Annotated in this window: 33 protein-coding genes; 7 read left to right on the top strand and 26 right to left on the bottom strand. The window is 39.1% G+C overall.

Features of this window, described 5'->3' with window-relative positions; all coding sequences use genetic code 11:
* Nucleotides 1-89 precede the first annotated feature (89 nt).
* The 23 genes from secY to DL897_RS12895 all read right to left on the bottom strand — a co-directional run bounded on the left by secY (nucleotide 90) and on the right by DL897_RS12895 (nucleotide 12,707).
* Nucleotides 90-1,397 carry a preprotein translocase subunit SecY gene (gene secY, locus DL897_RS13005; protein ID WP_113659582.1) on the bottom strand — a complete coding sequence of 436 codons (1,308 nt, stop codon included), beginning with the start codon at nucleotides 1,395-1,397 and terminating at the stop codon, nucleotides 90-92.
* The gene (gene rplO / locus DL897_RS13000) at nucleotides 1,397-1,837 is read right to left on the bottom strand and encodes a 50S ribosomal protein L15 (protein WP_113659581.1); all 441 of its coding nucleotides are present in this window, start codon (nucleotides 1,835-1,837) and stop codon (nucleotides 1,397-1,399) included. The genes secY and rplO overlap by 1 nt, the downstream gene beginning before the upstream one ends.
* A 33-nt stretch (nucleotides 1,838-1,870) precedes the next feature.
* On the bottom strand, nucleotides 1,871-2,065 hold the full coding sequence (gene rpmD, locus DL897_RS12995; RefSeq protein WP_113659580.1) for a 50S ribosomal protein L30: 195 nt from the start codon (nucleotides 2,063-2,065) through the stop codon (nucleotides 1,871-1,873).
* A 6-nt stretch (nucleotides 2,066-2,071) separates the two neighbouring features.
* On the bottom strand, nucleotides 2,072-2,584 hold the full coding sequence (rpsE, locus tag DL897_RS12990) for a 30S ribosomal protein S5 (RefSeq protein WP_113659579.1): 513 nt from the start codon (nucleotides 2,582-2,584) through the stop codon (nucleotides 2,072-2,074).
* Nucleotides 2,581-2,946, bottom strand: a complete 366-nt coding sequence (rplR, locus tag DL897_RS12985; protein WP_113659578.1) for a 50S ribosomal protein L18 — start codon at nucleotides 2,944-2,946, stop codon at nucleotides 2,581-2,583. Before rplR ends, rpsE begins: the two co-directional genes overlap by 4 nt.
* Before the next feature lie 33 nt (nucleotides 2,947-2,979).
* Nucleotides 2,980-3,516 (bottom strand): 50S ribosomal protein L6, encoded by a 537-nt coding sequence (gene rplF, locus DL897_RS12980; RefSeq protein ID WP_113659577.1) that lies wholly within the window; start codon nucleotides 3,514-3,516, stop codon nucleotides 2,980-2,982.
* A gap of 27 nt (nucleotides 3,517-3,543) precedes the next feature.
* Nucleotides 3,544-3,942, bottom strand: coding sequence for a 30S ribosomal protein S8 (rpsH, locus tag DL897_RS12975; protein ID WP_113659576.1), 399 nt, complete (start codon nucleotides 3,940-3,942; stop codon nucleotides 3,544-3,546).
* A gap of 21 nt (nucleotides 3,943-3,963) precedes the next feature.
* A complete protein-coding gene (locus DL897_RS12970; protein ID WP_113659575.1) occupies nucleotides 3,964-4,149 on the bottom strand; it encodes a type Z 30S ribosomal protein S14 in 186 nt (61 codons plus the stop codon).
* A 38-nt stretch (nucleotides 4,150-4,187) separates the two neighbouring features.
* Nucleotides 4,188-4,730, bottom strand: a complete 543-nt coding sequence (gene rplE / locus DL897_RS12965; RefSeq protein ID WP_113659574.1) for a 50S ribosomal protein L5 — start codon at nucleotides 4,728-4,730, stop codon at nucleotides 4,188-4,190.
* Nucleotides 4,731-4,756: 26 nt separating this feature from the next.
* Complete coding sequence (gene rplX / locus DL897_RS12960) at nucleotides 4,757-5,152, bottom strand: 50S ribosomal protein L24 (RefSeq protein WP_113659573.1); 396 nt, start codon at nucleotides 5,150-5,152, stop codon at nucleotides 4,757-4,759.
* Between the two features lie 48 nt (nucleotides 5,153-5,200).
* Complete coding sequence (rplN, locus tag DL897_RS12955; protein WP_113659572.1) at nucleotides 5,201-5,569, bottom strand: 50S ribosomal protein L14; 369 nt, start codon at nucleotides 5,567-5,569, stop codon at nucleotides 5,201-5,203.
* A gap of 39 nt (nucleotides 5,570-5,608) precedes the next feature.
* The gene (gene rpsQ, locus DL897_RS12950) at nucleotides 5,609-5,875 is read right to left on the bottom strand and encodes a 30S ribosomal protein S17 (RefSeq protein ID WP_113659571.1); all 267 of its coding nucleotides are present in this window, start codon (nucleotides 5,873-5,875) and stop codon (nucleotides 5,609-5,611) included.
* Nucleotides 5,872-6,084 carry a 50S ribosomal protein L29 gene (gene rpmC, locus DL897_RS12945; protein ID WP_113659570.1) on the bottom strand — a complete coding sequence of 71 codons (213 nt, stop codon included), beginning with the start codon at nucleotides 6,082-6,084 and terminating at the stop codon, nucleotides 5,872-5,874. Before rpmC ends, rpsQ begins: the two co-directional genes overlap by 4 nt.
* The gene (gene rplP, locus DL897_RS12940) at nucleotides 6,074-6,502 is read right to left on the bottom strand and encodes a 50S ribosomal protein L16 (protein WP_113659569.1); all 429 of its coding nucleotides are present in this window, start codon (nucleotides 6,500-6,502) and stop codon (nucleotides 6,074-6,076) included. The genes rpmC and rplP overlap by 11 nt, the downstream gene beginning before the upstream one ends.
* 3 nt (nucleotides 6,503-6,505) lie before the next feature.
* A complete protein-coding gene (gene rpsC, locus DL897_RS12935; RefSeq protein ID WP_113659568.1) occupies nucleotides 6,506-7,165 on the bottom strand; it encodes a 30S ribosomal protein S3 in 660 nt (219 codons plus the stop codon).
* Between the two features lie 27 nt (nucleotides 7,166-7,192).
* Entirely contained in the window at nucleotides 7,193-7,525 is a 333-nt protein-coding gene (gene rplV / locus DL897_RS12930; RefSeq protein WP_113659567.1) for a 50S ribosomal protein L22, read from the bottom strand.
* 31 nt (nucleotides 7,526-7,556) lie between these two features.
* Complete coding sequence (gene rpsS, locus DL897_RS12925) at nucleotides 7,557-7,838, bottom strand: 30S ribosomal protein S19 (RefSeq protein WP_113659566.1); 282 nt, start codon at nucleotides 7,836-7,838, stop codon at nucleotides 7,557-7,559.
* 42 nt (nucleotides 7,839-7,880) lie between these two features.
* Complete coding sequence (gene rplB / locus DL897_RS12920) at nucleotides 7,881-8,711, bottom strand: 50S ribosomal protein L2 (RefSeq protein WP_113659565.1); 831 nt, start codon at nucleotides 8,709-8,711, stop codon at nucleotides 7,881-7,883.
* Between the two features lie 34 nt (nucleotides 8,712-8,745).
* On the bottom strand, nucleotides 8,746-9,036 hold the full coding sequence (gene rplW / locus DL897_RS12915; RefSeq protein ID WP_113659564.1) for a 50S ribosomal protein L23: 291 nt from the start codon (nucleotides 9,034-9,036) through the stop codon (nucleotides 8,746-8,748).
* Entirely contained in the window at nucleotides 9,033-9,659 is a 627-nt protein-coding gene (gene rplD, locus DL897_RS12910; protein WP_113659563.1) for a 50S ribosomal protein L4, read from the bottom strand. The genes rplW and rplD overlap by 4 nt, the downstream gene beginning before the upstream one ends.
* 25 nt (nucleotides 9,660-9,684) lie before the next feature.
* The gene (gene rplC / locus DL897_RS12905; protein WP_113659562.1) at nucleotides 9,685-10,314 is read right to left on the bottom strand and encodes a 50S ribosomal protein L3; all 630 of its coding nucleotides are present in this window, start codon (nucleotides 10,312-10,314) and stop codon (nucleotides 9,685-9,687) included.
* A gap of 33 nt (nucleotides 10,315-10,347) precedes the next feature.
* A complete protein-coding gene (gene rpsJ, locus DL897_RS12900; RefSeq protein ID WP_113659561.1) occupies nucleotides 10,348-10,656 on the bottom strand; it encodes a 30S ribosomal protein S10 in 309 nt (102 codons plus the stop codon).
* Nucleotides 10,657-11,369: 713 nt separating this feature from the next.
* Entirely contained in the window at nucleotides 11,370-12,707 is a 1,338-nt protein-coding gene (locus DL897_RS12895; RefSeq protein ID WP_420824138.1) for an NCS2 family permease, read from the bottom strand.
* Between the two features lie 443 nt (nucleotides 12,708-13,150).
* Here DL897_RS12895 and DL897_RS12890 point away from each other — a divergent pair, with 443 nt between their 5' ends.
* The 7 genes from DL897_RS12890 (at nucleotide 13,151) to DL897_RS12860 (ending at nucleotide 19,313) form a co-directional block, all read left to right on the top strand.
* The gene (locus DL897_RS12890; protein ID WP_113659559.1) at nucleotides 13,151-13,336 is read left to right on the top strand and encodes a hypothetical protein; all 186 of its coding nucleotides are present in this window, start codon (nucleotides 13,151-13,153) and stop codon (nucleotides 13,334-13,336) included.
* Between the two features lie 732 nt (nucleotides 13,337-14,068).
* Complete coding sequence (locus DL897_RS12885; protein WP_113659558.1) at nucleotides 14,069-14,800, top strand: ABC transporter ATP-binding protein; 732 nt, start codon at nucleotides 14,069-14,071, stop codon at nucleotides 14,798-14,800.
* Between the two features lie 4 nt (nucleotides 14,801-14,804).
* Nucleotides 14,805-15,953: an ABC transporter permease gene (locus DL897_RS12880; RefSeq protein WP_113659557.1), complete on the top strand. Its 1,149-nt coding sequence runs from the start codon at nucleotides 14,805-14,807 to the stop codon at nucleotides 15,951-15,953.
* Between the two features lie 203 nt (nucleotides 15,954-16,156).
* The gene (locus DL897_RS12875) at nucleotides 16,157-16,867 is read left to right on the top strand and encodes a hypothetical protein (RefSeq protein ID WP_113659556.1); all 711 of its coding nucleotides are present in this window, start codon (nucleotides 16,157-16,159) and stop codon (nucleotides 16,865-16,867) included.
* Nucleotides 16,868-17,144: 277 nt separating this feature from the next.
* Entirely contained in the window at nucleotides 17,145-17,669 is a 525-nt protein-coding gene (locus DL897_RS12870) for a GntR family transcriptional regulator (RefSeq protein WP_338067096.1), read from the top strand.
* A gap of 24 nt (nucleotides 17,670-17,693) precedes the next feature.
* Nucleotides 17,694-18,584 carry an ATP-binding cassette domain-containing protein gene (locus DL897_RS12865; RefSeq protein WP_113659555.1) on the top strand — a complete coding sequence of 297 codons (891 nt, stop codon included), beginning with the start codon at nucleotides 17,694-17,696 and terminating at the stop codon, nucleotides 18,582-18,584.
* A 24-nt stretch (nucleotides 18,585-18,608) separates the two neighbouring features.
* The gene (locus tag DL897_RS12860) at nucleotides 18,609-19,313 is read left to right on the top strand and encodes a hypothetical protein (RefSeq protein WP_113659554.1); all 705 of its coding nucleotides are present in this window, start codon (nucleotides 18,609-18,611) and stop codon (nucleotides 19,311-19,313) included.
* Between the two features lie 385 nt (nucleotides 19,314-19,698).
* Here DL897_RS12860 and tuf read toward each other — a convergent pair whose 3' ends face one another.
* From tuf to rpsG, 3 genes are all read right to left on the bottom strand, one after another.
* Nucleotides 19,699-20,889 carry an elongation factor Tu gene (gene tuf / locus DL897_RS12855; protein WP_113659553.1) on the bottom strand — a complete coding sequence of 397 codons (1,191 nt, stop codon included), beginning with the start codon at nucleotides 20,887-20,889 and terminating at the stop codon, nucleotides 19,699-19,701.
* 115 nt (nucleotides 20,890-21,004) lie between these two features.
* Complete coding sequence (fusA, locus tag DL897_RS12850) at nucleotides 21,005-23,080, bottom strand: elongation factor G (protein ID WP_113659552.1); 2,076 nt, start codon at nucleotides 23,078-23,080, stop codon at nucleotides 21,005-21,007.
* Nucleotides 23,081-23,120: 40 nt separating this feature from the next.
* On the bottom strand, nucleotides 23,121-23,591 hold the full coding sequence (gene rpsG / locus DL897_RS12845; RefSeq protein WP_113659551.1) for a 30S ribosomal protein S7: 471 nt from the start codon (nucleotides 23,589-23,591) through the stop codon (nucleotides 23,121-23,123).
* Nucleotides 23,592-23,630 lie beyond the last annotated feature (39 nt).

Genomic DNA, 23,630 nt, shown 5'->3' with positions numbered 1-23,630 from the left:
AGTTAAATCAACTCAACGATAAAGCCGATCTAACTATCAACAAAAATAAGGTAGAAAGAGTTCCCCCGGAACCTTTCCGGGGCTTTCTACTATTTTTTCATAAAACCTTTGTAGTGGCGCTGAATCAACTGGCTCTCGATCGTTTTCATTAATTCTAAACCAACCCCTACTACGATCAAAAGAGACGTTCCACCTATTTGAACTGATTGAGGTAAGCCGGCAAGCATAATGAAAAATACGGGTAGAATTGCAATTAACGCCAAGAAGATTGAACCACTTAGAGTTAAACGGTTAAGAAGTTTAGTCATATACTTTTCAGTGGTTTTTCCAGGGCGAACTCCAGGAATAAATCCACCATTTTTCTTTAATTGATCAGCAAGTTGCATTGGGTTAATCTGAACAAATGTATAGAAGTACGTAAACCCAATAATAAAGAGTACGTAAAGAACTACACCTAGTACTGATTGTGTATAGTCAAAGTTGACCATAATCCAATCTGCTACAGGGTTCCCGCGCCAGAAACTAGCGATTGTATAAGGAAACATTACCAGCGCTACCGCAAAGATGATTGGAATTACACCTGCTGCATTCACTTTTAAAGGAATGTGAGTAGATTGTCCACCATACATCTTACGACCAACAATACGCTTCGTATATTGGATAGGGATCTTACGAACTCCTTGCTGAATGAAAATACTTGCTACAATTACTAAAACAATTACCAACACAATACCAATCGCTTTTAGAACACCCATGGTTATATTTCCACCACTAGGAAATAGTGTTGGATAAACTAATTGAATACCCGAAGGGATAGAAGAAAGAATCCCTGCAAAGATTAGAATAGAGATCCCGTTACCGATACCTTTATCCGTAATTTGCTCACCTAGCCACATCAAAAAGGCAGTTCCTGCAGTTAGGGTAATTGAAATTAGCGCATAGCCCCAAAAACTATCATCTTTAATAAAACCACCTAAGTTATTAGAGACATTATTAAATCCGATCGTCATACCGATCGATTGAATAATTGCTAATCCAATGGTAATGTAGCGAGTCACTTGCGACATCTTACGCCGGCCTACTTCACCTTCTTTAGCCCAACGAGAAAAAGCAGGGATTACATCCATCGACAATAAGTTAACAATAATCGATGCCGTAATATAAGGCATAATTCCCATTGCAAAGATGGAGAAGTTGGTAAACGCTCCACCCGAAAAGGCATTCATCAAGTTAAAAACACCTTGGCCTTGGCTTACCAATTGTTTAATTACATCCGCATTGGTATTTGGGACCGGAATAAAACTTCCGATCCGAAATACAACAAGCATAAGTAACGTAAATAAGATACGCCGACGAAGATCTTCAACCTTAAAGATGTTCCTCAAGGTATCCAACATTAGATTACCTCCGTCACTCCACCAGCAGCAGCAATTTTTTCTGCAGCTGAATGGGAGAACTTATGAGCTTTTACGGTCAATTTCACATTGAGTTCTCCATTGCCTAATACTTTTAAACCGTCTTTGAGGTTTTTCACAATACCCTCTTGTACTAGTAATTCTGGAGTAACTTCAGTTCCTTCAGCAAAACGATTTAAGGTATCTAAGTTGATAATTGCATATTCAATACGATTTGGATTGGTAAAACCTCGTTTTGGCAAACGTCTATAAATTGGATTTTGTCCACCCTCAAATCCAGGGCGTACACCTCCACCCGAACGGGCTTTTTGGCCTTTATGCCCACGGCCTGCAGTTTTACCTTGACCAGCTGAAATACCACGACCTAGACGTTTTTTCTTTTTTCGAGAACCTGGAGCTGGTTTTAACTCATGCAGTTTCATAGCTCGCACCTCCTCTTCAACATGTCCTGCACATTACTCGCTAATTTCTTTCACTTCAACCAAGTGTTTGACCTTATTGATCATTCCACGAATGGCTGGGCTATCTTGATGGGTTACGGTCTGCTCCCGCTTCTTAAGACCGAGCGTGCGCAGGGTGACACGTTGGACTTCCGGACGGCCAATCATACTCCGTTTCAGGGTAATCGAAAGTCTCTTAGCCACGGTCATCCCTCCTTATCCTAACAGTTCTTCTACTGATTTTCCGCGTAATCTTGCAACATCTTCTGGACGTTTCAAGCTTTGAAGACCTTCTAAGGTCGCACGTACCATATTAATAGGGTTATTTGAACCTGTTGACTTCGAAATAATATCGCTAACACCTGCTACAGTCAAAACATCACGTACTGCACCACCTGCGATAACTCCAGTACCTTTCGAAGCTGGCTTCATCAAAACTTTACCTGCTCCATAATGTCCGATCACTTCATGTGGAATGGTTGAGCCATAGATAGGCACACTTACCATATTCTTTTTAGCAGCTTCAATACCTTTGCGGATTGCTTCAGGTACCTCAGATGCTTTACCAATGCCTGCGCCAACTTTACCTTTTCCGTCACCAACAACAACAAGAGCACTAAAGCTGAAACGACGACCACCTTGAACTACTTTAGCTACGCGGTTAATATTAACCACTTTTTCAATATATTCGCTTTGTCCAGCATCTCGTTTGGATTTTTGCTTGCTCAAAACTCTAAACCTCCTTCCCTTGCACCTTCAGCTAATGCTTTGACACGGCCATGATAGAGGTATCCACCACGATCAAATACCACTTGAGAGATTCCTTTTTCAAGCGCACGTTTTGCAATCACTTCACCTACAGCGCGTGCAGCTTCAACCGTACTTCCATTGCCTTCAACTTGCAATCCTTTGTCCATGGTTGAAGCTGAAACCAAAGTAACTCCCTTGGTATCATCAATTAATTGTGCATAAATATTTTTATTGGAACGAAATACGTTCAAACGAGGACGTTCAGTAGTTCCAAATAATTTCTTACGCACTCGCAGATGACGTACTTTCCGCTTTTTATTGCGAACATCTTTTTTTAGCACGGCCTAGCTCACTCCCTTCTTGCTTAAGCTGCATTACTTACCAGTTTTACCCTCTTTACGACGAATACGTTCACTGCTATATTTAATCCCTTTACCTTTGTAAGGCTCTGGTTCACGATATGAACGAATTTTAGCAGCAACTTGGCCAACGACTTGTTTATCGATACCTTTTACGATCACTTGTGTAGTTGATGGTACTTCAATTTCAACTCCCTCTGGCTGAGGAAAGTCAATGGGGTGAGAAAACCCTAGGTTTAATACAAGCGTATTCCCCTTTTTATTTGCACGGTAACCAACACCTACGAGTTCCAATGTTTTGCTAAATCCATTGGTTACACCCTCAACCATATTAGCGAGAATGCTACGAGTCGTACCATGTAAGGAACGATGTACACGATGGTCACTTGGACGAGTAACTACTAATTCATTTTCTTCCAATTTGATTTCAATATCGGAATGGAAGTCACGAGATAAGGTACCTTTTGGCCCTTTTACAGTCACCGTGTTACCATCGATTTTTACTTCTACACCACTTGGAATAGCGACTGGTTTCTTACCAATTCGAGACATGCTGTCACCTCCATCCATCTACATATCTTACCAAACGTATGCAATAACTTCTCCACCGACATTGTAGTGACGTGCTTCCTTATCAGTCATAACACCTTTGGAAGTAGATAAGATCGCAATACCCAGTCCACGTAATACACGTGGAATCTCGTTCGATTTACAATAGACACGAAGTCCTGGTTTACTGATGCGCTTTAAGCCGCTGATCACTTTTTCATTGTTTGAACCGTACTTTAAGAAAATACGAATGATCCCTTGCTTGTTATCATCGATATATTCAGCATCACGAATGAATCCTTCACGCTTTAAGATTTCAGCGATTTCACGTTTCATACGAGAAGCTGGAACCTCTAAACTCTCATGGCGTACCATGTTCGCATTACGGATTCTTGTCAGCATATCAGCGATCGGATCTGTCATTACCATGACTTAGTCCCTCCTTCCTGTTTACCAGCTTGCTTTTTTCACGCCGGGAATCTGCCCTTTATAAGCCAATTCACGGAAGCAGATACGACACAGACGGAATTTACGAAGTACCGAATGTGGACGACCGCAACGTTCGCAACGAGTATAAGCACGTACTTGGAATTTTGGTTGACGCTTCGCTTTGGCGATCATTGACTTCTTGGCCATTGGATTCCCTCCTTTTTAAATAAATTTATCAACGCTTATTATTTACGGAACGGCATACCCATTAGGGTTAATAGTTCACGTGCCTCTTCATCCGAATTAGCAGAAGTTACAATGACGACATCCATACCACGAACTTTGTCAATTTTATCATAATCAATCTCTGGGAAGATCAATTGCTCTTTTAAGCCCAATGTATAGTTTCCACGTCCATCAAATGATTTTTGGGAAACACCACGGAAGTCACGAACTCGTGGCAATGCTACATTCATCAATTTATCCAAAAAGTGATACATGCGCTCACCACGAAGAGTTACTTTCGCACCAATTGGCATTCCTTCACGCAATTTAAAACCAGCAATTGATTTTTTCGCACGAGTAATTACTGGCTTTTGACCAGAGATGGTTGCGAGATCAGCAACTGCATGATCCAAAACTTTGGAGTTTTGAACGGCTTCACCTAATCCCATATTAATTACAACTTTCTCGATCTTTGGTACTTGCATTGTTGATTGATAGTTAAACTTTTTCATCAATGCAGGATTAACCTCATTGAGGTAAAGTTCTTTTAATCGAGCTGCCATTAGATTGACCTCCCTTCTTTACCACATTATTTATCTAGAATTTCGCCGGATTTTTTAGCGTAACGTACTTTTTTCTTTTCTCCGTTTTTACCTTCGATGAACTTATAACCAATACGGGTTGGTTGCTTGGTTTTTGGGTCTTCAATCATCACATTTGAAACGTGAATAGGCGCTTCTTTCTCAATAATTCCACCTTGTGGGTTTGTTTGAGTTGGACGGGAATGCTTTTTCACAATATTGCATCCTTCAACTAGCACCCGCTCTTCTTTAGGGAATACTTTAATAACCCGCCCTTTGGTATAAACCTTTTTACCTTGCTTTTCATCGAAGTAAGGCGCTTCTTTCCCGCGCATGACGATCACAACGTCATCTTTTTTGATGTGAAGCTTATTTGGCTTAGAGTTTGCCTTTTTCGCTGCCATGCATTGCACCTCCTTACTTTTTCGGGGTGTATCTAAATCAAACAGTCATTATAGCACTTCTGGTGCAAGAGATACGATTTTCATAAAATCACGCTCACGTAATTCACGAGCTACTGGTCCGAAGATACGTGTACCCCTTGGGCTCTTGTCTTCTTTAATGATAACAGCAGCATTCTCATCGAATCGAATGTAAGAACCATCTTGACGACGAGATGGGCGAACTGTGCGAACGATAACTGCTTTAACAACGTCACCCTTCTTAACAACGCCACCGGGTGTTGCTTGTTTCACAGAAGCCACGATGATATCGCCAATACCTGCAGAGGCTCTTTTAGAACCACCTAACACACGGATACACATAATTTCTTTTGCACCGGAGTTGTCTGCAACACGAAGGCGACTTTGAGGTTGAATCATCGTATTTCCTCCTTCCGGCTTAAAATCAACAGGAACACATTAAATAATTACTGCTTCTTCAACGATATCAACTAAACGCCAACGTTTTTCTTTGGAGAGTGGACGAGTTTCCATAATCCGTACGATATCGCCCACTTTTGCTTGATTTAACTCATCATGCGCTTTGAATTTCTTCGTATATTTAACACGTTTACCGTATAGAGAATGTCTTTTGTAAGTTTCTACGCTGACGACGATCGTTTTATCCATTTTATCGCTAACCACTTTGCCGACACGTACTTTACGGCGCGTTGTGCGCTGGCTCATCCCTGTTTCCTCCTTTCGATGCCTAGTTCACGCTCACGGAGTACTGTTTTACAACGAGCAATATTTTTACGAACTTGGCTTAAACGAGCAGGGTTTTCTAAATGCCCAATTGCTTTTTGAAAACGGAGGTTAAACAGTTCTTCCTTGTACTGTGCGAGCTTTTGCTCGATTTCGGCGGTGGTCAACTCTAATACCTCTTTAGCTTTCATCTGTTCCACCCGCCTCACGTTTTACAAATTTCGTTTTAATTGGTAGTTTGTTTGCTGCAAGACGCATTGCTTCGCGTGCGATTTCTTCCGATACGCCTGCAATTTCAAACATGATTTTACCTGGTTTAACGACAGCCACCCATTTTTCTGGAGAACCTTTACCGCTACCCATCCGTACCTCTAAAGGTTTTTGAGTAATCGGCTTATCTGGGAAGATCTTGATCCAAACTTTACCACCACGTTTCATATAGCGGGTCATCGCCACACGGGCAGCTTCGATCTGACGGTTCGTAATCCAAGATGGCTCTAATGCCTGTAAACCATATTCACCGAAGGCTACTTCCGTGCCACCCTTTGCACGACCTTTCATTTTACCACGGTGTTGACGACGGAATTTCACTCGTTTTGGCATTAACATGGATTACTTCCCTCCTTCCACTTCTCCCTTATTTTTGGTAGGGAGTACTTCACCACGATAAATCCATACTTTGACGCCGATACGACCATAAGTGGTATGTGCTTCAGCAAAGCCGTAGTCAATATCTGCACGTAAAGTGTGAAGTGGTACTGTTCCTTCACTGTATCCTTCACTACGAGCGATATCTGCACCACCTAAACGTCCACTGACTTGTGTACGAATTCCTTTAGCACCAGCACGAATCACTCTTTGAATAGATTGCTTCATTGCACGACGGAAAGAAACACGACGCTCTAATTGCTGTGCAATGTTTTCAGCTACCAAGAGAGCATCCAATTCAGGATTTTTAATCTCAGAGATATTGATGTGCACTTTTTTATTAGTAAGATTAGCAAGCGCTAAACGAAGTGCTTCAACTTCAGAACCGCCTTTACCAATTACCATCCCAGGTTTTGCAGTGTGAATAGTAATATTTACGCGATTTGCAGCACGTTCGATCTCAATACGAGAAACTGCAGCATCTTTCAAGCGGTTTTTGACATACTCACGGACTTTAATGTCTTCATGTAACAGTTCTGCATAGTCTTTGTCTGCATACCATTTGGAATCCCAGTCGCGAATGATCCCAACACGCAGACCAATAGGACTTACCTTCTGACCCAATCTTCTTCCCTCCTTATTCCATCATGATTATTTTTCACCAACAACCACTGTAATGTGGCTGGTACGCTTATTAATCCGGCTCGCACGCCCCATAGCACGAGGCATATAGCGCTTCATAGTTGGCCCCTCATCTACAAATGCTTTTGTTACCAAAAGATTACTACGATCTAGGTTTTTGTTATGCTCAGCGTTCGCTATCGCTGACAAAAGCACTTTTTCAATGATTGGCGAGGCGGCACGAGGAGTAAATTTTAAAATAGCTAAAGCTTCATCTACAGATTTTCCGCGAATTAAGTCGATTACCAAGCGCGCTTTGCGTGGACTGATTCGCACATAACGTGCAATGGCTTTTGCAGACATCTACTTCCCTCCTCTCTCGCTTTCCTATCCTCTACCGTTTACGTGTTTTCTTATCATCACCTGCGTGACCTTTGTAAGTCCGAGTCGGTACAAACTCACCCAATTTATGACCTACCATATCTTCGGATACATAAACAGGCACATGTTTGCGACCATCGTGAACCGCAAATGTATGACCAACAAACTCAGGGAAAATAGTAGAACGACGAGACCATGTTTTTATCACGCGTTTTTCGTTCTTTTCATTCAGCTCTTCAACTTTTTTCAAAAGATGTTGATCCGCAAAAGGTCCTTTTTTCAAGCTGCGGCCCATATTTTGAACCTCCCTTCGAGTGAGGGTATTTTAAAAGCATGTTTATTTTTTGCGACGACGGATAATGTATTTATCAGAAGCCTTGTTTTTCTTACGGGTTTTGTAGCCAAGCGTTGGTTTACCCCATGGACTCATTGGTGATTTACGTCCGATTGGTGCTCTACCTTCACCACCACCGTGTGGGTGATCAACTGGGTTCATGACAGATCCACGAACAGTTGGGCGCTTACCTAACCAACGAGAACGACCTGCTTTACCAATGGTGATTAACTCATGATCCAAGTTACCTACTTGACCAATCGTTGCACGACAATCTAAAAGCACCATACGTGTTTCGCCAGAGGTTAGACGAATAATCGCATATTTACCTTCTTTACCCAATAGTTGTGCAGAAGCACCTGCTGCACGTACAAGTTGTCCACCACGACCTGGTTTTAACTCGATATTGTGAATTACAGTACCTACTGGGATATTACGAAGTGGTAATGCATTACCAACACGGATATCTGCATCAGGACCTGAAACGATTTCAGTTCCTACTTTCAATCCATGAGGTGCTAGGATATAACGTTTTTCACCATCACGGTAATGAATAAGCGCAATGTTAGCAGAACGGTTTGGATCATACTCAATGGTAGCCACTTTACCTACAATACCATCTTTATTCCGTTTGAAGTCGATGATCCGGTATTTACGCTTATGTCCACCACCTTGATGGCGCACGGTTAATTTACCTTGGTTGTTACGACCTGCTTTTTTGTTCAGGTTGACAACCAGAGACTTCTCCGGCTTATCAGTAGTGATTTCTTCAAAAGTAGATGATGTCATATGACGACGGGATGGTGTCACCGGTTTAAAATGCTTGATACCCACTTCACTTTCCCTCCTTTATCCTATGATAGCGTAATTACGCTTCGAAAATTTCAATAGGTTTGCTGTCTTCAGCGAGTTTTACGACCGCTTTTTTACGCTCAGGAGTGCGACCTGTGTAACGACCATAACGTTTTTGTTTACCTGGTACACGTAATGTGTTTACTTTATCAACTTTAACACCGTCAAAGATTTTTTCGATCGCTTTTTTGATCTCCACTTTATTAGCACGAATATCTACTTCAAAAACATACTTACCTTGTTCCATCATTTCAGTAGATTGTTCGGTAATAACTGGACGACGGATAATATCGCGTGGGTCTTTCACTGGCCAAGCACCTCCTCAACGCGATTTACAGCACCACGAGTGAGAATTAATTTATCATGATACAACACATCAAGTACATTTAATCCATCTGCATGGATCAATTTTACTCCTGGAATGTTGCGTACAGATAATACTGCATTATCCTCAAGCTGGTCTGTTACAACGAGTGCTTTCCGATCTGCACCTAGGTTATTTAATACTTTAACCATTTCACGGGTTTTTGGTTGCTCAAGTTGCAATTGATCGAGTACAACCAGTCCATTCTCATTCACTTTAGTAGATAGAGCAGACTTAATCGCAAGACGGCGAACTTTTTTTGGCATTTTGTAAGCATAGTTACGTGGTTGTGGTCCGAAAACAACACCACCACCTACCCAAAGCGGGGAACGAATGCTACCTGCACGAGCACGACCCGTTCCTTTTTGGCGCCATGGCTTTCTTCCGCCACCACTCACTGCTGCTCGATTTTTGGTTGCATGAGTACCTTTTCTAAGCGATGCTTGTTGCATCACTACTGCATCATGCAATACAGCTTTGTTGGGAGTAATACCAAATACAGCCTCTGATAATTCCACTTCCCCAACTTGCTGACCGTTTACATCTAGCACTTGAACCTTTGGCATGATAAATCCTCCTTCCTTCAGTCAATTACTTAGCAGCTTTTACGGCAGATTTAATAAATACATAACTATTTTTAGGTCCAGGTACGGAACCTTTAATCATAATTAAGTTGCGTTCAGTATCGATTCCTGCTACTTCAAGGTTTTGGACGGTAACTTTTTCTCCACCCATACGTCCAGGTAAGGTTTGTCCTTTAAATACGCGGTTAGGAGCAATAGCACCGAGTGAACCAGGACCACGATGGTAACGAGAACCGTGACTCATAGGTCCACGAGCTTGGTTGTGACGTTTGATCGCACCAGCAAAACCTTTACCTTTCGAAGTGCCTGTCACATCAACGAGTTCACCTGCACCAAAGATATCTACTTTTAATTCGCTACCCAATTCATATTCAGCTGGGTTTACGCCACGGATTTCACGAACAATCTTTTGTGGTTTGGCATTCGCCTTTTTGGCATGTCCCAACTCTGGACGATTAGCCCGATGTTCTTTTTTCTCATCATATCCGATCTGAATCGCTTCATATCCGTCAGTATCCAGCTCTTTCTTTTGCAGAACGACACATGGACCTGCTTGGATAACGGTAACTGGGATTACAACTCCCTCTTCATTAAAGATTTGAGTCATCCCAATCTTTTTCCCAAGAATACCTTTCACCTTGTACACCTCCTAGCATAAGAAAATGACAGATTATAATTTGATCTCGATATCAACGCCAGATGGCAAATCCAATCTCATTAGCGCATCAACAGTTTGCTCTGTTGGATTAATAATGTCAATGAGACGTTTATGAGTGCGCATTTCAAATTGCTCACGAGAGTCTTTATATTTGTGAACCGCCCGCAAGATCGTGTAAACTGCTTTTTCTGTTGGTAGCGGAATCGGACCTGAAACTTGTGCACCTGTCCGTTTCGCTGTATCAACAATTTTCACAGCAGATTGATCCAATACGCGGTGGTCATACGCTTTAAGACGAATGCGGATTTTTTGTTTTGCCATGCATATACCCTCCTTCTCGCTCATTTTAAGAAATGAACTTCTCCATGGAAATTTCCCTCCCAGCCCATGGCAATGGGGCCGGGTGTGTCGGCAACCTTCCACTTCATCGCTGTTCATAGAGACCAACGGTAGATATTATACTGAAAAAATGGAATGGACGCAAGAGAAATTGTTATGGTTTCGCCAAAAAATCGATAAAAATTACATACCGACAGCTAATATGGCATTTTTGTTATCAATACTCTCTTCCATTAGTTCATCTATATACAGTAACAACTTATTAATTATTACATAGTTAGAAAAAAAAACAAGTTAAAATTAATAAGCGAGGTTCAACTCTTAAACAAAATGCCGCTAGACCTCAATATCCGAAGTTACAGTACTTCTATAGTCACAATATTGCCTATTTCTAAAACATTTTTAATGTATAGCCAGAGCAGCTTGGCAAGTTACATGAATTTCAATATCTTATAGGTACTTCATAAACCTATCCAATATTCAATTATACTTTGAATTTGCCTTTTTAATTACCTCACATCCAAATCCCTGTCCATTTTCCGCTCGTATCTTTGTATATATGCAAATAATATCATCGTTTATATTAATTTAATTCTATATTGAGCCATCCCCTTAGACATTGTCTTATTTAATCCATAACCAATTTAAACACAACAAAAGCTGCTCCCTCTGCATCAAGGAAACAGCTTTTATTTTTACATTTCTAGGGCATTTATAACGAAATTCAGTAGAAATAAAAATGAAACCAAGTAAAGTGGAAAAGCTACTTCTTTTCGTTTACCCAATACTAATTTTAACAAAGGATATGCGATAAATCCAAAAGCGAGCCCATCAACAATACTGTAGGTTAAAGGAATAAATACAATCACAAAAAAAGCAGGAAGACCTTCACTCAAATCTTTGAAGTTGATGCTTTGGATGCTTTGGATCATAATTCCCCCGATCAAAATTAAAATAGGGGCAATAGCACTATCCGGGATCAACCGAATATAAGGAATAAAAAATAAAGCGATCAAAAATAACGTGCCAGTGATGATAGCAGTAAGACCTGTTCGTCCCCCTGCCGCAATACCTGCAACCGTTTCAGCTGTAGATACTGTCGGGCTGGTTCCAAGCAAACCACAGCTCGCCGCAGAAATAGCATTCGCTTGTAATACCCGAGACTGGTCTTCAGGACGCCCTAACTGTTGAAGATATCCATGAACCAGACCCATGTTTTCAAAAATAACCACCAAAGCTAACGAAAAAGTTGCCACCCAAAACGGCAAGCTCCACCACTTTGCAAAAGAGAAGCCCATAAATACTTTGGCATAACTAGCAAAAGGAAGCGCAGTACTCTGAAGATGACTAATATCAACGATTCCCCAAATAAAGGAAAGTCCTGTTCCCAAGACGATACTAATCAGGAAGTTACCAGGAACTTGTCGTACAAATAATACTAAGGTAATGATTAAAGTTATAATAGTAACGATCACATGTGGACTTCCTAAATGCCCTAAGGAGACAAATGTACTTGGGCTAGAAATCACAATTCCGCCTTTTTGTAAGCCGATAAACGTTAAAAAGAGACCAATACCTACAGTTGTAGCATTTTTTAATGAGTCTGGGATCGCTGTCATAATTAAATGGGACAGTTTAGTGAATGCAACGACGACAAAAATAAGCCCAGACACAGTAACGGCTGCCAAGGCTTCTTGCCATGAAAGTCCCATTGATTTTACAATCGTATACGAAAACAGTGCGTTAATCCCCATACCTGGTACTAATATAATAGGAGTATTACTATACAGTCCTACCAATAAACATCCCACAAATGAGGTAAGTGCAGTCACAATCACTCCAGCTTCAAAAGGGATTCCTGCGTCCGCTAAAATCGATGAGTTAACGACAACAATATAAACAATCGTAAAAAATGAAACAAGTCCTGCAACTAACTCTTGTTTCAGAGATGATTGGTATTTTTTTAGTTGAAAAAATCTCTCTAGCACCTTCGCCTTCGTACCTTCTTCATTATAGCCCCTCGCCCTACCCAAAAGTTATTAAACACATTAAGTAAAATTATAACAAAAATGAGATAGATAACCTAGTTTAAATTACTGCTATTTGAGACAGAGCCCCCCTGATTATCCTCATTCGATATTTATAAATCAGGACTTAAAGATACTTGCTAGTAAGCTAATTTCTTTATTATTTTTCATATTATACTCGGAGAATATACAAAAAGAAAAAACAACCAATTAAGTACTAAATAGAGTTAATTATATACTATTTATGACAGAAAGTAAGGTTAATGTTTTAACTCTCCTTTTTGGGGTATCTCTAAAATGAATAGATGCTTAAACCAATGGGGATACAGTAGCTTAGCTTCTTTCCTTATCAATAACATATGGTTTCATAAATATTTATTAGTAAGTAAATATATATTTTAGTAAATGGATGAGAAATGAGAATAACCAAATGGAGAGGAGTTTTACATATGGTACTCAAAGAGCTTCATGAAAAAATCGTTAAAAAAAGTGATCAAGAAAAAGCAATGACTTTAAACTATATTTATACATATCTTGATAATATCGTTTCCGATCCCTTTTCGGATCCAAAAGAAGCGCAATTTGCACAAAAATTACTCATGTTAATTGCAAATCATAGACCACTAGGTCATTAACTTTACAACGGAATGGTGAAACATATCAAGCGATGACAATTTTTGCTGTGAATAATGTCGTTTTTTATTTACAAAATAAATTATTATTTCGTAGAGGGCTTATAATTTACTAAAATACACTTGATTATGAAAATAATTATCATTATCATTTATTGTGAAAGTAGAAATTCAAGCCTCATTAAGGCTAGATTCTACAAGCTTTAATTTCAGCAATACATTTTCAGAGTTGTCTCCTCCAGTTTATTCATATTGTACTCAGCTGACACCCAATTATATGTGTCAGCTTTTTTTAGGGAATTTTACCTTTTATTGCTCATACCTGCTGGTGCAATCATAAAGCTGATTTATTACACTATCTTAAGGTTGGCCTCTTAATCAGCCGCTCATCGCCTCATATCCCTCTCTATACAAGCTACCTTTTGTATGCAATCTATAAGAAAAATATCCATTTAAAGCCCCTTATAATCCCTTTTATAAGCAGTACTTTATATCAATGATATCTTATTCTATTGATAAATAAAAAAATCTTATTGACAGTTCTTTGTTATCATTATACTGTTAATATAGATATACACAGTATGAACTGCATATACAATTATATTTAATATTTTTAACGAGCATTCTTATTTGGAGAAATTACTCTTTATACATGAAATACGAAGGCGAACACCAAAGCTACTCGAAATATTCAAATCATTATTAATAAATTTCAGATATAAAGGAGGAGAAACAATGACTGATAAGGTTATTGAAGTCAGCAATTTAGAAAAAAAATTTGATAAAACGATCGCCTTAAAAAAGGTTGACTTTTCGGTCGAAAGAGGAGAAGTTGTAGGGCTCCTTGGAGCTAATGGTGCGGGGAAATCGACCTTATTACAAATCTTGTCTACATTAATCATCCCCTCTTCTGGAGAGGCAAAGGTACTTGGTAAAAATGTGCAAAGTGATCCATTATACGTAAAAAAACATATTGGCTTATTATTTGGGAATGATACAGGTCTTTATCATCGATTAACTGCCTATGAAAACATATCTTATTTTGCTGAATTTTTTGGTGTACCCCAATCTATTTATGATCAGCGCATTAAAGATTGGGCAGAACGATTACAACTCACTCCACATTTACACAAACCAGCTGGTGCATTATCCAAAGGAAATCATCAGAAAACAGCAATTATCCGTACTTTAATTCATGATCCAGATATCATCTTTTTCGATGAACCAACAACAGGCTTGGATATCTCTGCAAGTCTATCATTCCAAGATCTTCTTAAAGATCTAAAAGCAGAAGGTAAAACGATCATCTTCTCTACACACATCATGGAAGAAGTCGAAGCCTTATGCTCGCAAGTTATTATCTTGCAAAGTGGAATCGTTAGCTTCCAAGGAACTCTAACTAAACTTTACGAAACCATGCAAACCAATAATTTAACAGAAGTAATGAGAAAAGTGATCGGAGGGTAACAAAGTGAAGGCCATTTGGTTAATTTTTAAAAAAGAAATCCTAGAACAATTTCGTGATCGCAAAACCATTTTCAATGCTCTACTCTTACCCGTTTTGATGTGGGTCGGAATTGCTTTTGCAACAGATCGCTTTGCTGGTGATAGCTCAAACTTTTCCCAAAGTGACACTTCTTTGGACTACAAGGTTGCTGTAACATCCGCTTGGAGTAAAACTGATCAAGATCAGTTTACCAAGATGAGTGGCATTAAAACCTATATCGCTAAAGATCCTGCCAAAGAAGTAAAAGAAGGTAAATCGAATGTATATATCGATTTGGATAAGAATACGAAGCAGATGAAACTCTATGTCTCAGATAAAGAACCCAATCCTGTATTAATCACCCAAATCGAAAACTATGTATACAAACTAAACCAAAGTAAACTATCACCAAAGGAATCGAAAAACCAATTCAAACTAATCACTTCGAAAACACAAGGTAAGGAAAACACCTTCCTTAAAATATACCAAGGCTTCGCTATGTTCAATATCATTATCGCTATGACTCCTTTAATTGCTGGTTCAGCCATTGCAACCGATGCGATCGCTGGAGAAAGAGAACGTGGAACGATCCGCTCGATACTATCCCTTCCTTTTTCTGCGACCACGATCTGGAGTGGAAAATGGTTAGCGGTTTGTTTCTACTCAGCCCTTTCTGTTATTATCTCTTTTTCCATCTACAGTGGAATTCAGCCTTTACTGAAAAATCCAACCTTGAATATTAGCTGGCTAAAAGCTCTTCCTATCCATTTTCATATCGGGTTGGTTATTCTTTTACTCCTATATATTGGAATGTGTGCTGCTTTACTTCTTTTCGTTAGCACCTTCGCAAAATCTTATAAAGAAGCACAAGGGTATTATACACCTGTATTATTAGTACCCGGAGGGATTACCTTTTATATCGGTTTTGGTATGCAAGGTCAAGAAACATTATCCCATACATTCTTCTTTATTCCATTTTCCAATATTCAATCCGTTGTCTATGAAGGTGCAGCCCAAAGTCTCACTTTCTCCCATCTCCTACTCGCAATCGGTAGTAGTTTTGTGTTTATCGTACTAATGATATGGATAAGTGCTAGCCTCTTTAAACAGCCTAAACGAATGCTTGCAAACTAAAAAAGGTTGCTAGTCGCTACTATCGACTAGCAACTCTTCATAACTAGAGTTACTTGCAAAGCCATATATAGATAATGATACCAAATAAAATCACATCAGTAATTGTAAAAAAACGCAGATATCAATTTTAAAATTTCCCTATTGCCAACAAAAAAGGATTCCTCTATATTAAGCCAAGACTTAACTAGGAAGGTGAAAAGTAGATGATATGGAAAGATGCTTGGTGGCTAAGCAAAAAGGCTCTGCAAAAATTCTGGATAGGGAATATTCCTATTTGGCTTATGACCTTCTTACTCTTAAATCCCATATTTCAAATTCGACTGTTTGACATTCATCTTACTTCAAACATTGGAGTTAATTTTATCGTTTTCTTTTTCGATACCCTTGTTCTGATTAGTATTGCTTTATTACCAGCCCAATTAATTATGAATAAACATCTTGATTTCATTCGCTACAGTTATCGAAAGGAGTTTTACTTTTTACACACTATGCCACTTAACAGTCAAAGTATTCTGTTAAGTCGGCTCATTTATATGAATATCGCGATGATCTTCATTTATGGTATTTCCATTCCAATTTTATATGATGTGTATCATCCTAATCATTTTACACTTACTGGAGTCATTCTCCTTGTTTTCATATTTATGGGTCTTTCCATGTTAGTTATCGGTCCTATTCTTTATTGGACGATATTTAGTTCTCAAAATATAATCTGGATTTGTATAGGTTATATTACTGGGCTTACCCTACTTTTATCTAGTCTTCAATCAATATTCTCATTTTATTTCCTCGGTAAGGTTAGATATTGGATAGAAGAACAGCAAGTTTTATATCCGATTTGTATTTTGTTATTGGGTTATTTAATACTATTCGGCTGGTTTATGATCATACAATCGAAATGGAAGAAAATATGATTTAGAAACAAGCATAAACGAAAATGGCTAAATAGATTAGTATGATTTAGTCTTTATACCCTCACTTTTCTAATATGGATAGAGGGAGACTATACGCATGAGGAGAATATGGAGTTTAATCACTTTCACCTTAAAGGATTAAATTCCTACGATCATTCTCGGTTGATTCTATTACATTTTATGTACCTTTATTTTACTAGGTAACCACATCGATTACCATTTTCATCCTTGGTTTGTATCATAGATTGAATCCTTTATCTTTTTAAGTATGTTAACCATGGCTGGCTCTTATCGTATCGAAAATTATGCTTATCGTTCTTTAGCTTTACTGATGATCTTAATCGGATACCCATGTTATTTATTAGTCTACTTAACTTTTTTATTTACTCGTATCTACGAGGGGGTGATTCTGATTTTACCTATCGAAGTGAATCTAAATAGTTCAGAACCCATTTATCATCAAATTAAGCATCAACTACGAGATCTCATTGTTAGTGGACAGCTACCTGCGGGAACCTCCCTTCCTTCTATACGTGCTCTTGCACAAAGTTTATCTTGTAGTGTCATTACTACGCGTCGTGCATACCAAGACCTTGAGTATGAAGGGCTTATCTATACACGGCAAGGAAGAGGGACTTTTGTCGCAGAGGTAAAGACAGATCAAAGCAAAAAATATAAACAAGAAGTAATCGAACAAGCCTTAAATGAAGCAATTCAGACGGCCATCCGCCTTCATTATCCAAAAGAAGAGTTACAAGCCTTATTTCAAAAACTCTGTACGGAAATTTTCCCCTCCGAATAACCATTATATGATGAGGTGATTCATATGACGACCAAAGCATCTGTTATCCAAATACAGCAAGTATCGCTTTCGTTCCCTAGATTTCAATTAGGTCCAATCGACCTTTCCATAGAAGAAGGGTATGTTCATGCATTGATCGGGTCGAATGGTGCAGGTAAAAGCACGTTACTACAAACAATCATGGGTCTCATCATCCCTGACCAAGGTCAAATCTCTATCTTTGGTATGAACTATCCTCATGCAGAAAAAGAGATTAAAGAACAAATTAGCTATATTCCTCCTGAATATTTAGGACCAGAAAGATGGTCTGCTCAAAAATTGGCTAACTTCTATCATAAATGGTATCCAAATTGGGATCAGCAGTATTTTATCTCACTTCTTGAGCAGTTCGAGATCTCAGACCGTGAACCATATATAAATTTATCAACAGGAAGCAAACGAAAACTACTCTTTTCACTCGCACTTGCATGTCATACAAAATTGCTTCTTTTAGATGAACCTACCAATGGATATGATTTCATTTCGAGGCAAATCTTTTATGAACAATTACTCAATTGGATTCAGGATGGCGATCGCACAGCGGTCATTGCTACTCATTCTAGCGAAGAAATCAATAAAGTAGCCGATTATATTACCCTTATGGATCGTGGGATGATTTTAGGCACCTTTGAAAAAGATACATTAATCGAACAATGGCGTACAATCTGGCTGCAAAAACCACTAGAAAGTACCGAGGATATTCCAAATATAATACGACTCGACCAAAGCGCACCAACTTCATGCTTAATTAGTTCGAATGCTGAAAAAACCCTTCAAGCCCTTCAAACCAAAAATATCCCTATTCTGAAAGTCACTGCAATGGCGATCGAGGATATCATAACAGAGATTACCAGAAAACATCGTCTTATAAAATAAGAAATAAAAAGGAGGATAGAAAATATGTGGAGAGATATGATTAGTTTAACTAAGCAATCTATCCGTTCTTCTATGCATATATTCCTGATCAATCTCTTGTCTGTATTTATATGTCTACCAATCATGCTTTTAAATACTAAAGATAATAATCTCCTCTTGGAGATCTCTCGTAACTATTTGTTTAGTTATCTGTTAATCTTACCAGCCATGATTAAATCAGAGCATTTCTCATTTCAATCATTTTACCGAGATCAGATACGCCAAGAAATCACTTTTTTACGTTCATTTCCTATTTCTACTCACTCTATATTGATAAGTCGCCTTCTTCATATCTTGATCATGGCGTTATTTATATACTGTTTTATATTTATGATTCTTTTTTTTAGCATACCTGTTCTGTTTAAAATTGAAATAACAGCCGGAGAAACCTTTTCATTGATTCTTTCCTTTTTTGGGCTCTTTCTTTTCCTTTTAATTCCCTATCTTTATATTGAATTAATACAACCTGGTCACAGATATTTCTGGATTTCTGGAGCTTATTTTTTAGTAATTATGGTTGTGTTTATTACTATTGAGAGAGTCTATCATTTACCACTCATACTATTACTAGTAAAAATGGTAAAATCAAATGGTAACCTAAGTAGCTTACTCTTTTTTATTGTTGGATTAATCACTAGTTTAGTAAGCGCAAAAGGATTAATTCAAAAAGTAGCTCATGGCATTCGATAAAGAAGATATAGAGGGAATAAATGTTATGCTATTCCTCATTTAGGCAATCGAAATAACTATAAAGACCTCTTACCATCAAATGGAACTCTAAAAAATCACGTTACAATCTGCTTTATTTCAATAGCTTTGTGATCCATTCTATTCCTAAAAGTGATCAGATACTTTAAATTGATTTTAAGCATTGCCAATTTAACATATCACAAAATGGACTTCTTCTTACATAAAAAAGACCATACGTAAGAGAAGTTCTTTTTTATCTTAAGTTGAACCAGAGTACTTTATTAGAGGCGCAACAAAACATCACAAATTGATGAATAAGTACCCTCCCCAAAAAAATTCCATATAAAAAAAGACTACTGACATATAGCCAGTAGTCTTATCAACATTACTTTTCGATAACAGCGGTTACGGAACCAGAACCTACCGTACGTCCACCTTCACGAATAGCGAATTTAGTACCATCTTCAATAGCGATAGGAGCGATAAGTTCTACTTCCATTTCAACGTTGTCACCAGGCATGCACATTTCGGTACCTTCTGGTAACTTGATTACACCAGTAACGTCAGTAGTACGGAAGTAGAATTGTGGACGGTATCCGTTAAGGAATGGGGTATGACGTCCACCTTCTTCTTTACTTAAAACGTATACTTGTGCTTTAAATTTGGTGTGTGGGTTAACAGTACCTGGTTTTGCAAGTACTTGACCACGTTGGATTTCTTTACGGTCTACACCACGGAGAAGTGCACCGATGTTGTCACCAGCTTGTGCTTGGTCAAGGATTTTACGGAACATCTCGATACCAGTACATACGGTTTTACGAGTTTCACCAAGACCTACGATTTCTATTTCTTGACCTGATTGGATAATTCCACGCTCTACACGACCAGTAGCAACAGTACCACGACCAGTGATAGAGAATACGTCCTCGATTGGCATCAAGAATGTTTTATCAACATCACGTTGTGGCTCTGGAATATACTCGTCAACAGCAGCCATAAGTTCATGGATAGGTTTAGCAGCTTCTCCAGTTGGATCTTCAAGAGCTTTTAATGCAGAACCTTTAATGATTGGAATGTCATCTCCTGGGAAACCATACTCAGACAGAAGATCACGAACTTCCATTTCAACGAGTTCAAGAAGTTCTTCATCGTCAACCATGTCACATTTGTTCAAGAATACTACAATATATTCAACACCTACACGGTCGGAAAGCAAGATGTGCTCACGAGTTTGTGGCATTGGGCCATCAGCAGCAGATACTACCAAGATCGCTCCGTCCATTTGAGCAGCACCAGTAATCATGTTTTTAACATAGTCAGCGTGACCTGGGCAGTCTACGTGAGCATAGTGACGATTATCGGTTTCATACTCAACGTGAGAGGTAGAAATGGTGATACCACGCTCTTTTTCTTCTGGAGCTTTATCGATTTGATCATATGCTTGTGCTTGAGCTTTACCAGCTTGAGCAAGAACAGCAGTAATAGCAGCTGTCAAAGTGGTTTTACCGTGGTCTACGTGACCAATAGTACCAATATTAACGTGAGGTTTATTACGCTCGAATTTGGCTTTAGCCATGATTAAATCCTCCTTAAATACAAGTGTAAGTATGTGAGTGAAGTATAAGATTTATTTGAAAGAGCCGGGGAAGCGGGTTAACGCTTCTCCAGTATCTTTATAACAAAAATAGTGATTATGCACCAGTAGCTTTTTTAATTACTTCTTCAGCTACGCTTTTTGGTACTTCTTCATAGTGATCAAACTGCATAATGAAGGTACCACGACCTTGTGTACGAGAACGTAGAGTATTTACATAACCAAACATATTAGCAAGCGGAACCATTGCACGAATGATTTGGCCACCAGCACGTGCTTCCATACCCTCTACGCGCCCTCGGCGTGAATTGATATCCCCCATTACGTCACCCATATATTCTTCTGGAACCGTTACTTCTACTTTCATAATCGGTTCGAGAATAACAGGGTTACATTTAGATTTAGCAGCTTTTAGAGCCATAGAACCAGCAATTTTAAATGCCATTTCCGATGAGTCTACATCATGGTAAGATCCATCTACTAAAGTTGCACGAACGTCAATCATTGGATAACCAGCTAAAACGCCATTTTGGAGAGCTTCTTCAATACCGGATTGAACTGCAGGGATGTACTCTCTTGGTACCACACCACCTACAATTTTATTAACGAATTCGAAACCTTTACCTCTTTCAAGTGGTTCGAATTCAACCCAAACGTGACCATATTGTCCACGTCCACCGGATTGACGGATAAACTTCCCTTCTACTTTTGCAGAAGAAGTGAATGTTTCTTTGTAAGAAACTTGTGGGTCACCCACATTTGCCTCTACTTTAAATTCACGTTTTAGACGATCAACAATGATATCTAGATGCAACTCACCCATACCAGAAATGATGGTTTGACCTGTTTCCTCATTGGTATAGGTTTTAAAGGTGGGATCTTCTTCAGCCAATTTTGCTAAAGCAATGCCCATTTTATCCTGATCTGCTTTTGATTTTGGTTCGATTGCAATCTCAATCACAGGATCAGGGAATGTCATAGACTCAAGGATAATTGGGTTCTTCTCATCACAGAGAGTATCACCAGTGGTAGTATCTTTTAAGCCTACTGCAGAAGCAATATCCCCAGAGTATACTCTGTTGATTTCTTCACGGTGATTTGCGTGCATTTGTACGATACGACCGATCCGCTCGCGCTTACCTTTTGTAGAGTTTAATACATAAGATCCAGAATCCAAAACTCCCGAATATACACGGAAGAAGGTAAGTTTACCTACATAAGGATCTGTCATGATTTTAAACGCAAGCGCAGAGAATGGTTCTTCATCACTAGAATGACGTACCGCTTCAGATCCATCAGGAAGTTCCCCTTGAATAGCTGGTACATCGAGTGGTGAAGGCAAGTAATCTACAACTGCATCAAGGAGTAATTGTACCCCTTTATTTTTGTATGAAGATCCACAAAGTACTGGAGTAATTTGAACTTTACATACTCCTTCACGTAAAGCGGATTTGATCTCCTCGATGGTGATCTCTTCCCCTTCTAAATACTTCATCATAAGATCTTCATCTAATTCAGCAACAGCCTCAATGAGTTGAGTACGATATTCTTCAGCTTTATCTTGATAATCCGCAGGAATATCACGAACTTCATATTCCTTACCCAGATCATCAAGATAGAACATCGCTTTATTTTCAATTAAGTCAATAATTCCTTCAAAAGTATCTTCGGCACCGATTGGGAGTTGAATCGCAATCGCATTAGCACCGAGGCGCTCACGTAATTGCTCAACAACACTTTCGAAGTTAGCACCTAGGATATCCATTTTATTTACATACGCAATCCGTGGGACACGATAGCCATCAGCTTGTCTCCATACGGTTTCGGATTGTGGCTCTACGCCACCTTTTGCACAAAAAACACCTACAGCTCCATCTAATACACGCAGTGAACGCTCTACCTCTACAGTGAAATCAACGTGACCCGGCGTATCGATAATATTAATACGATGGTCATTCCACTGAGCAGTAGTAGCAGCAGAGGTGATAGTAATACCACGCTCTTGTTCTTGTTCCATCCAGTCCATTTGTGCAGCACCTTCATGTGTTTCACCGATCTTATGAACACGACCAGTATAGAACAAAATCCGCTCAGTGGTTGTTGTTTTTCCTGCATCAATGTGAGCCATGATTCCGATATTGCGTGTTTTTTCTAAGGAGAATTGTCGTGCCATCGGAATTTTCTCCCTTCATGTTCACAGGAATTTGATGCGATTACCAGCGATAATGTGCAAACGCACGGTTTGCTTCTGCCATACGGTGAGTATCTTCTTTCTTCTTCACAGCTGATCCCGTATTATTAGCAGCATCCAAGATTTCATTTGCTAAACGTTCTTGCATTGTTTTTTCATTACGTAGGCGAGCATAGCTTACGAGCCAACGCAGTCCGAGACTGGTACGACGCTCTGGTTTAACCTCAACAGGAACTTGGTAGTTTGAACCACCAACACGACGTGCTTTCACCTCAAGTACCGGCATTACATTTTTTAATGCTTGCTCAAATACTTCCATTGGATCATTACCCGTGCGCTCACGAATCCGATCAAACGCTTCGTATAAGATTCTTTGCGCTTGTCCTTTTTGACCATCGTACATAAGACGATTGATAAGGCGAGTAACAAGCTTGCTGTTGTAAATAGGATCTGGCAGTACTTCTCTGCGAGGTACTGGGCCTTTACGCGGCATGCTTTTCCCTCCTTTTCTCCTAGATTGATGTTTTATCAT

It is taken from the genome of Thermoflavimicrobium daqui (assembly GCF_003313465.1).
Taxonomy (GTDB): Bacteria; Bacillota; Bacilli; order Thermoactinomycetales; family Thermoactinomycetaceae; genus Thermoflavimicrobium; species Thermoflavimicrobium daqui.
Note: the sequence above shows the minus strand (reverse complement) of the source record. Positions and strands in the feature narration are given on the sequence as shown.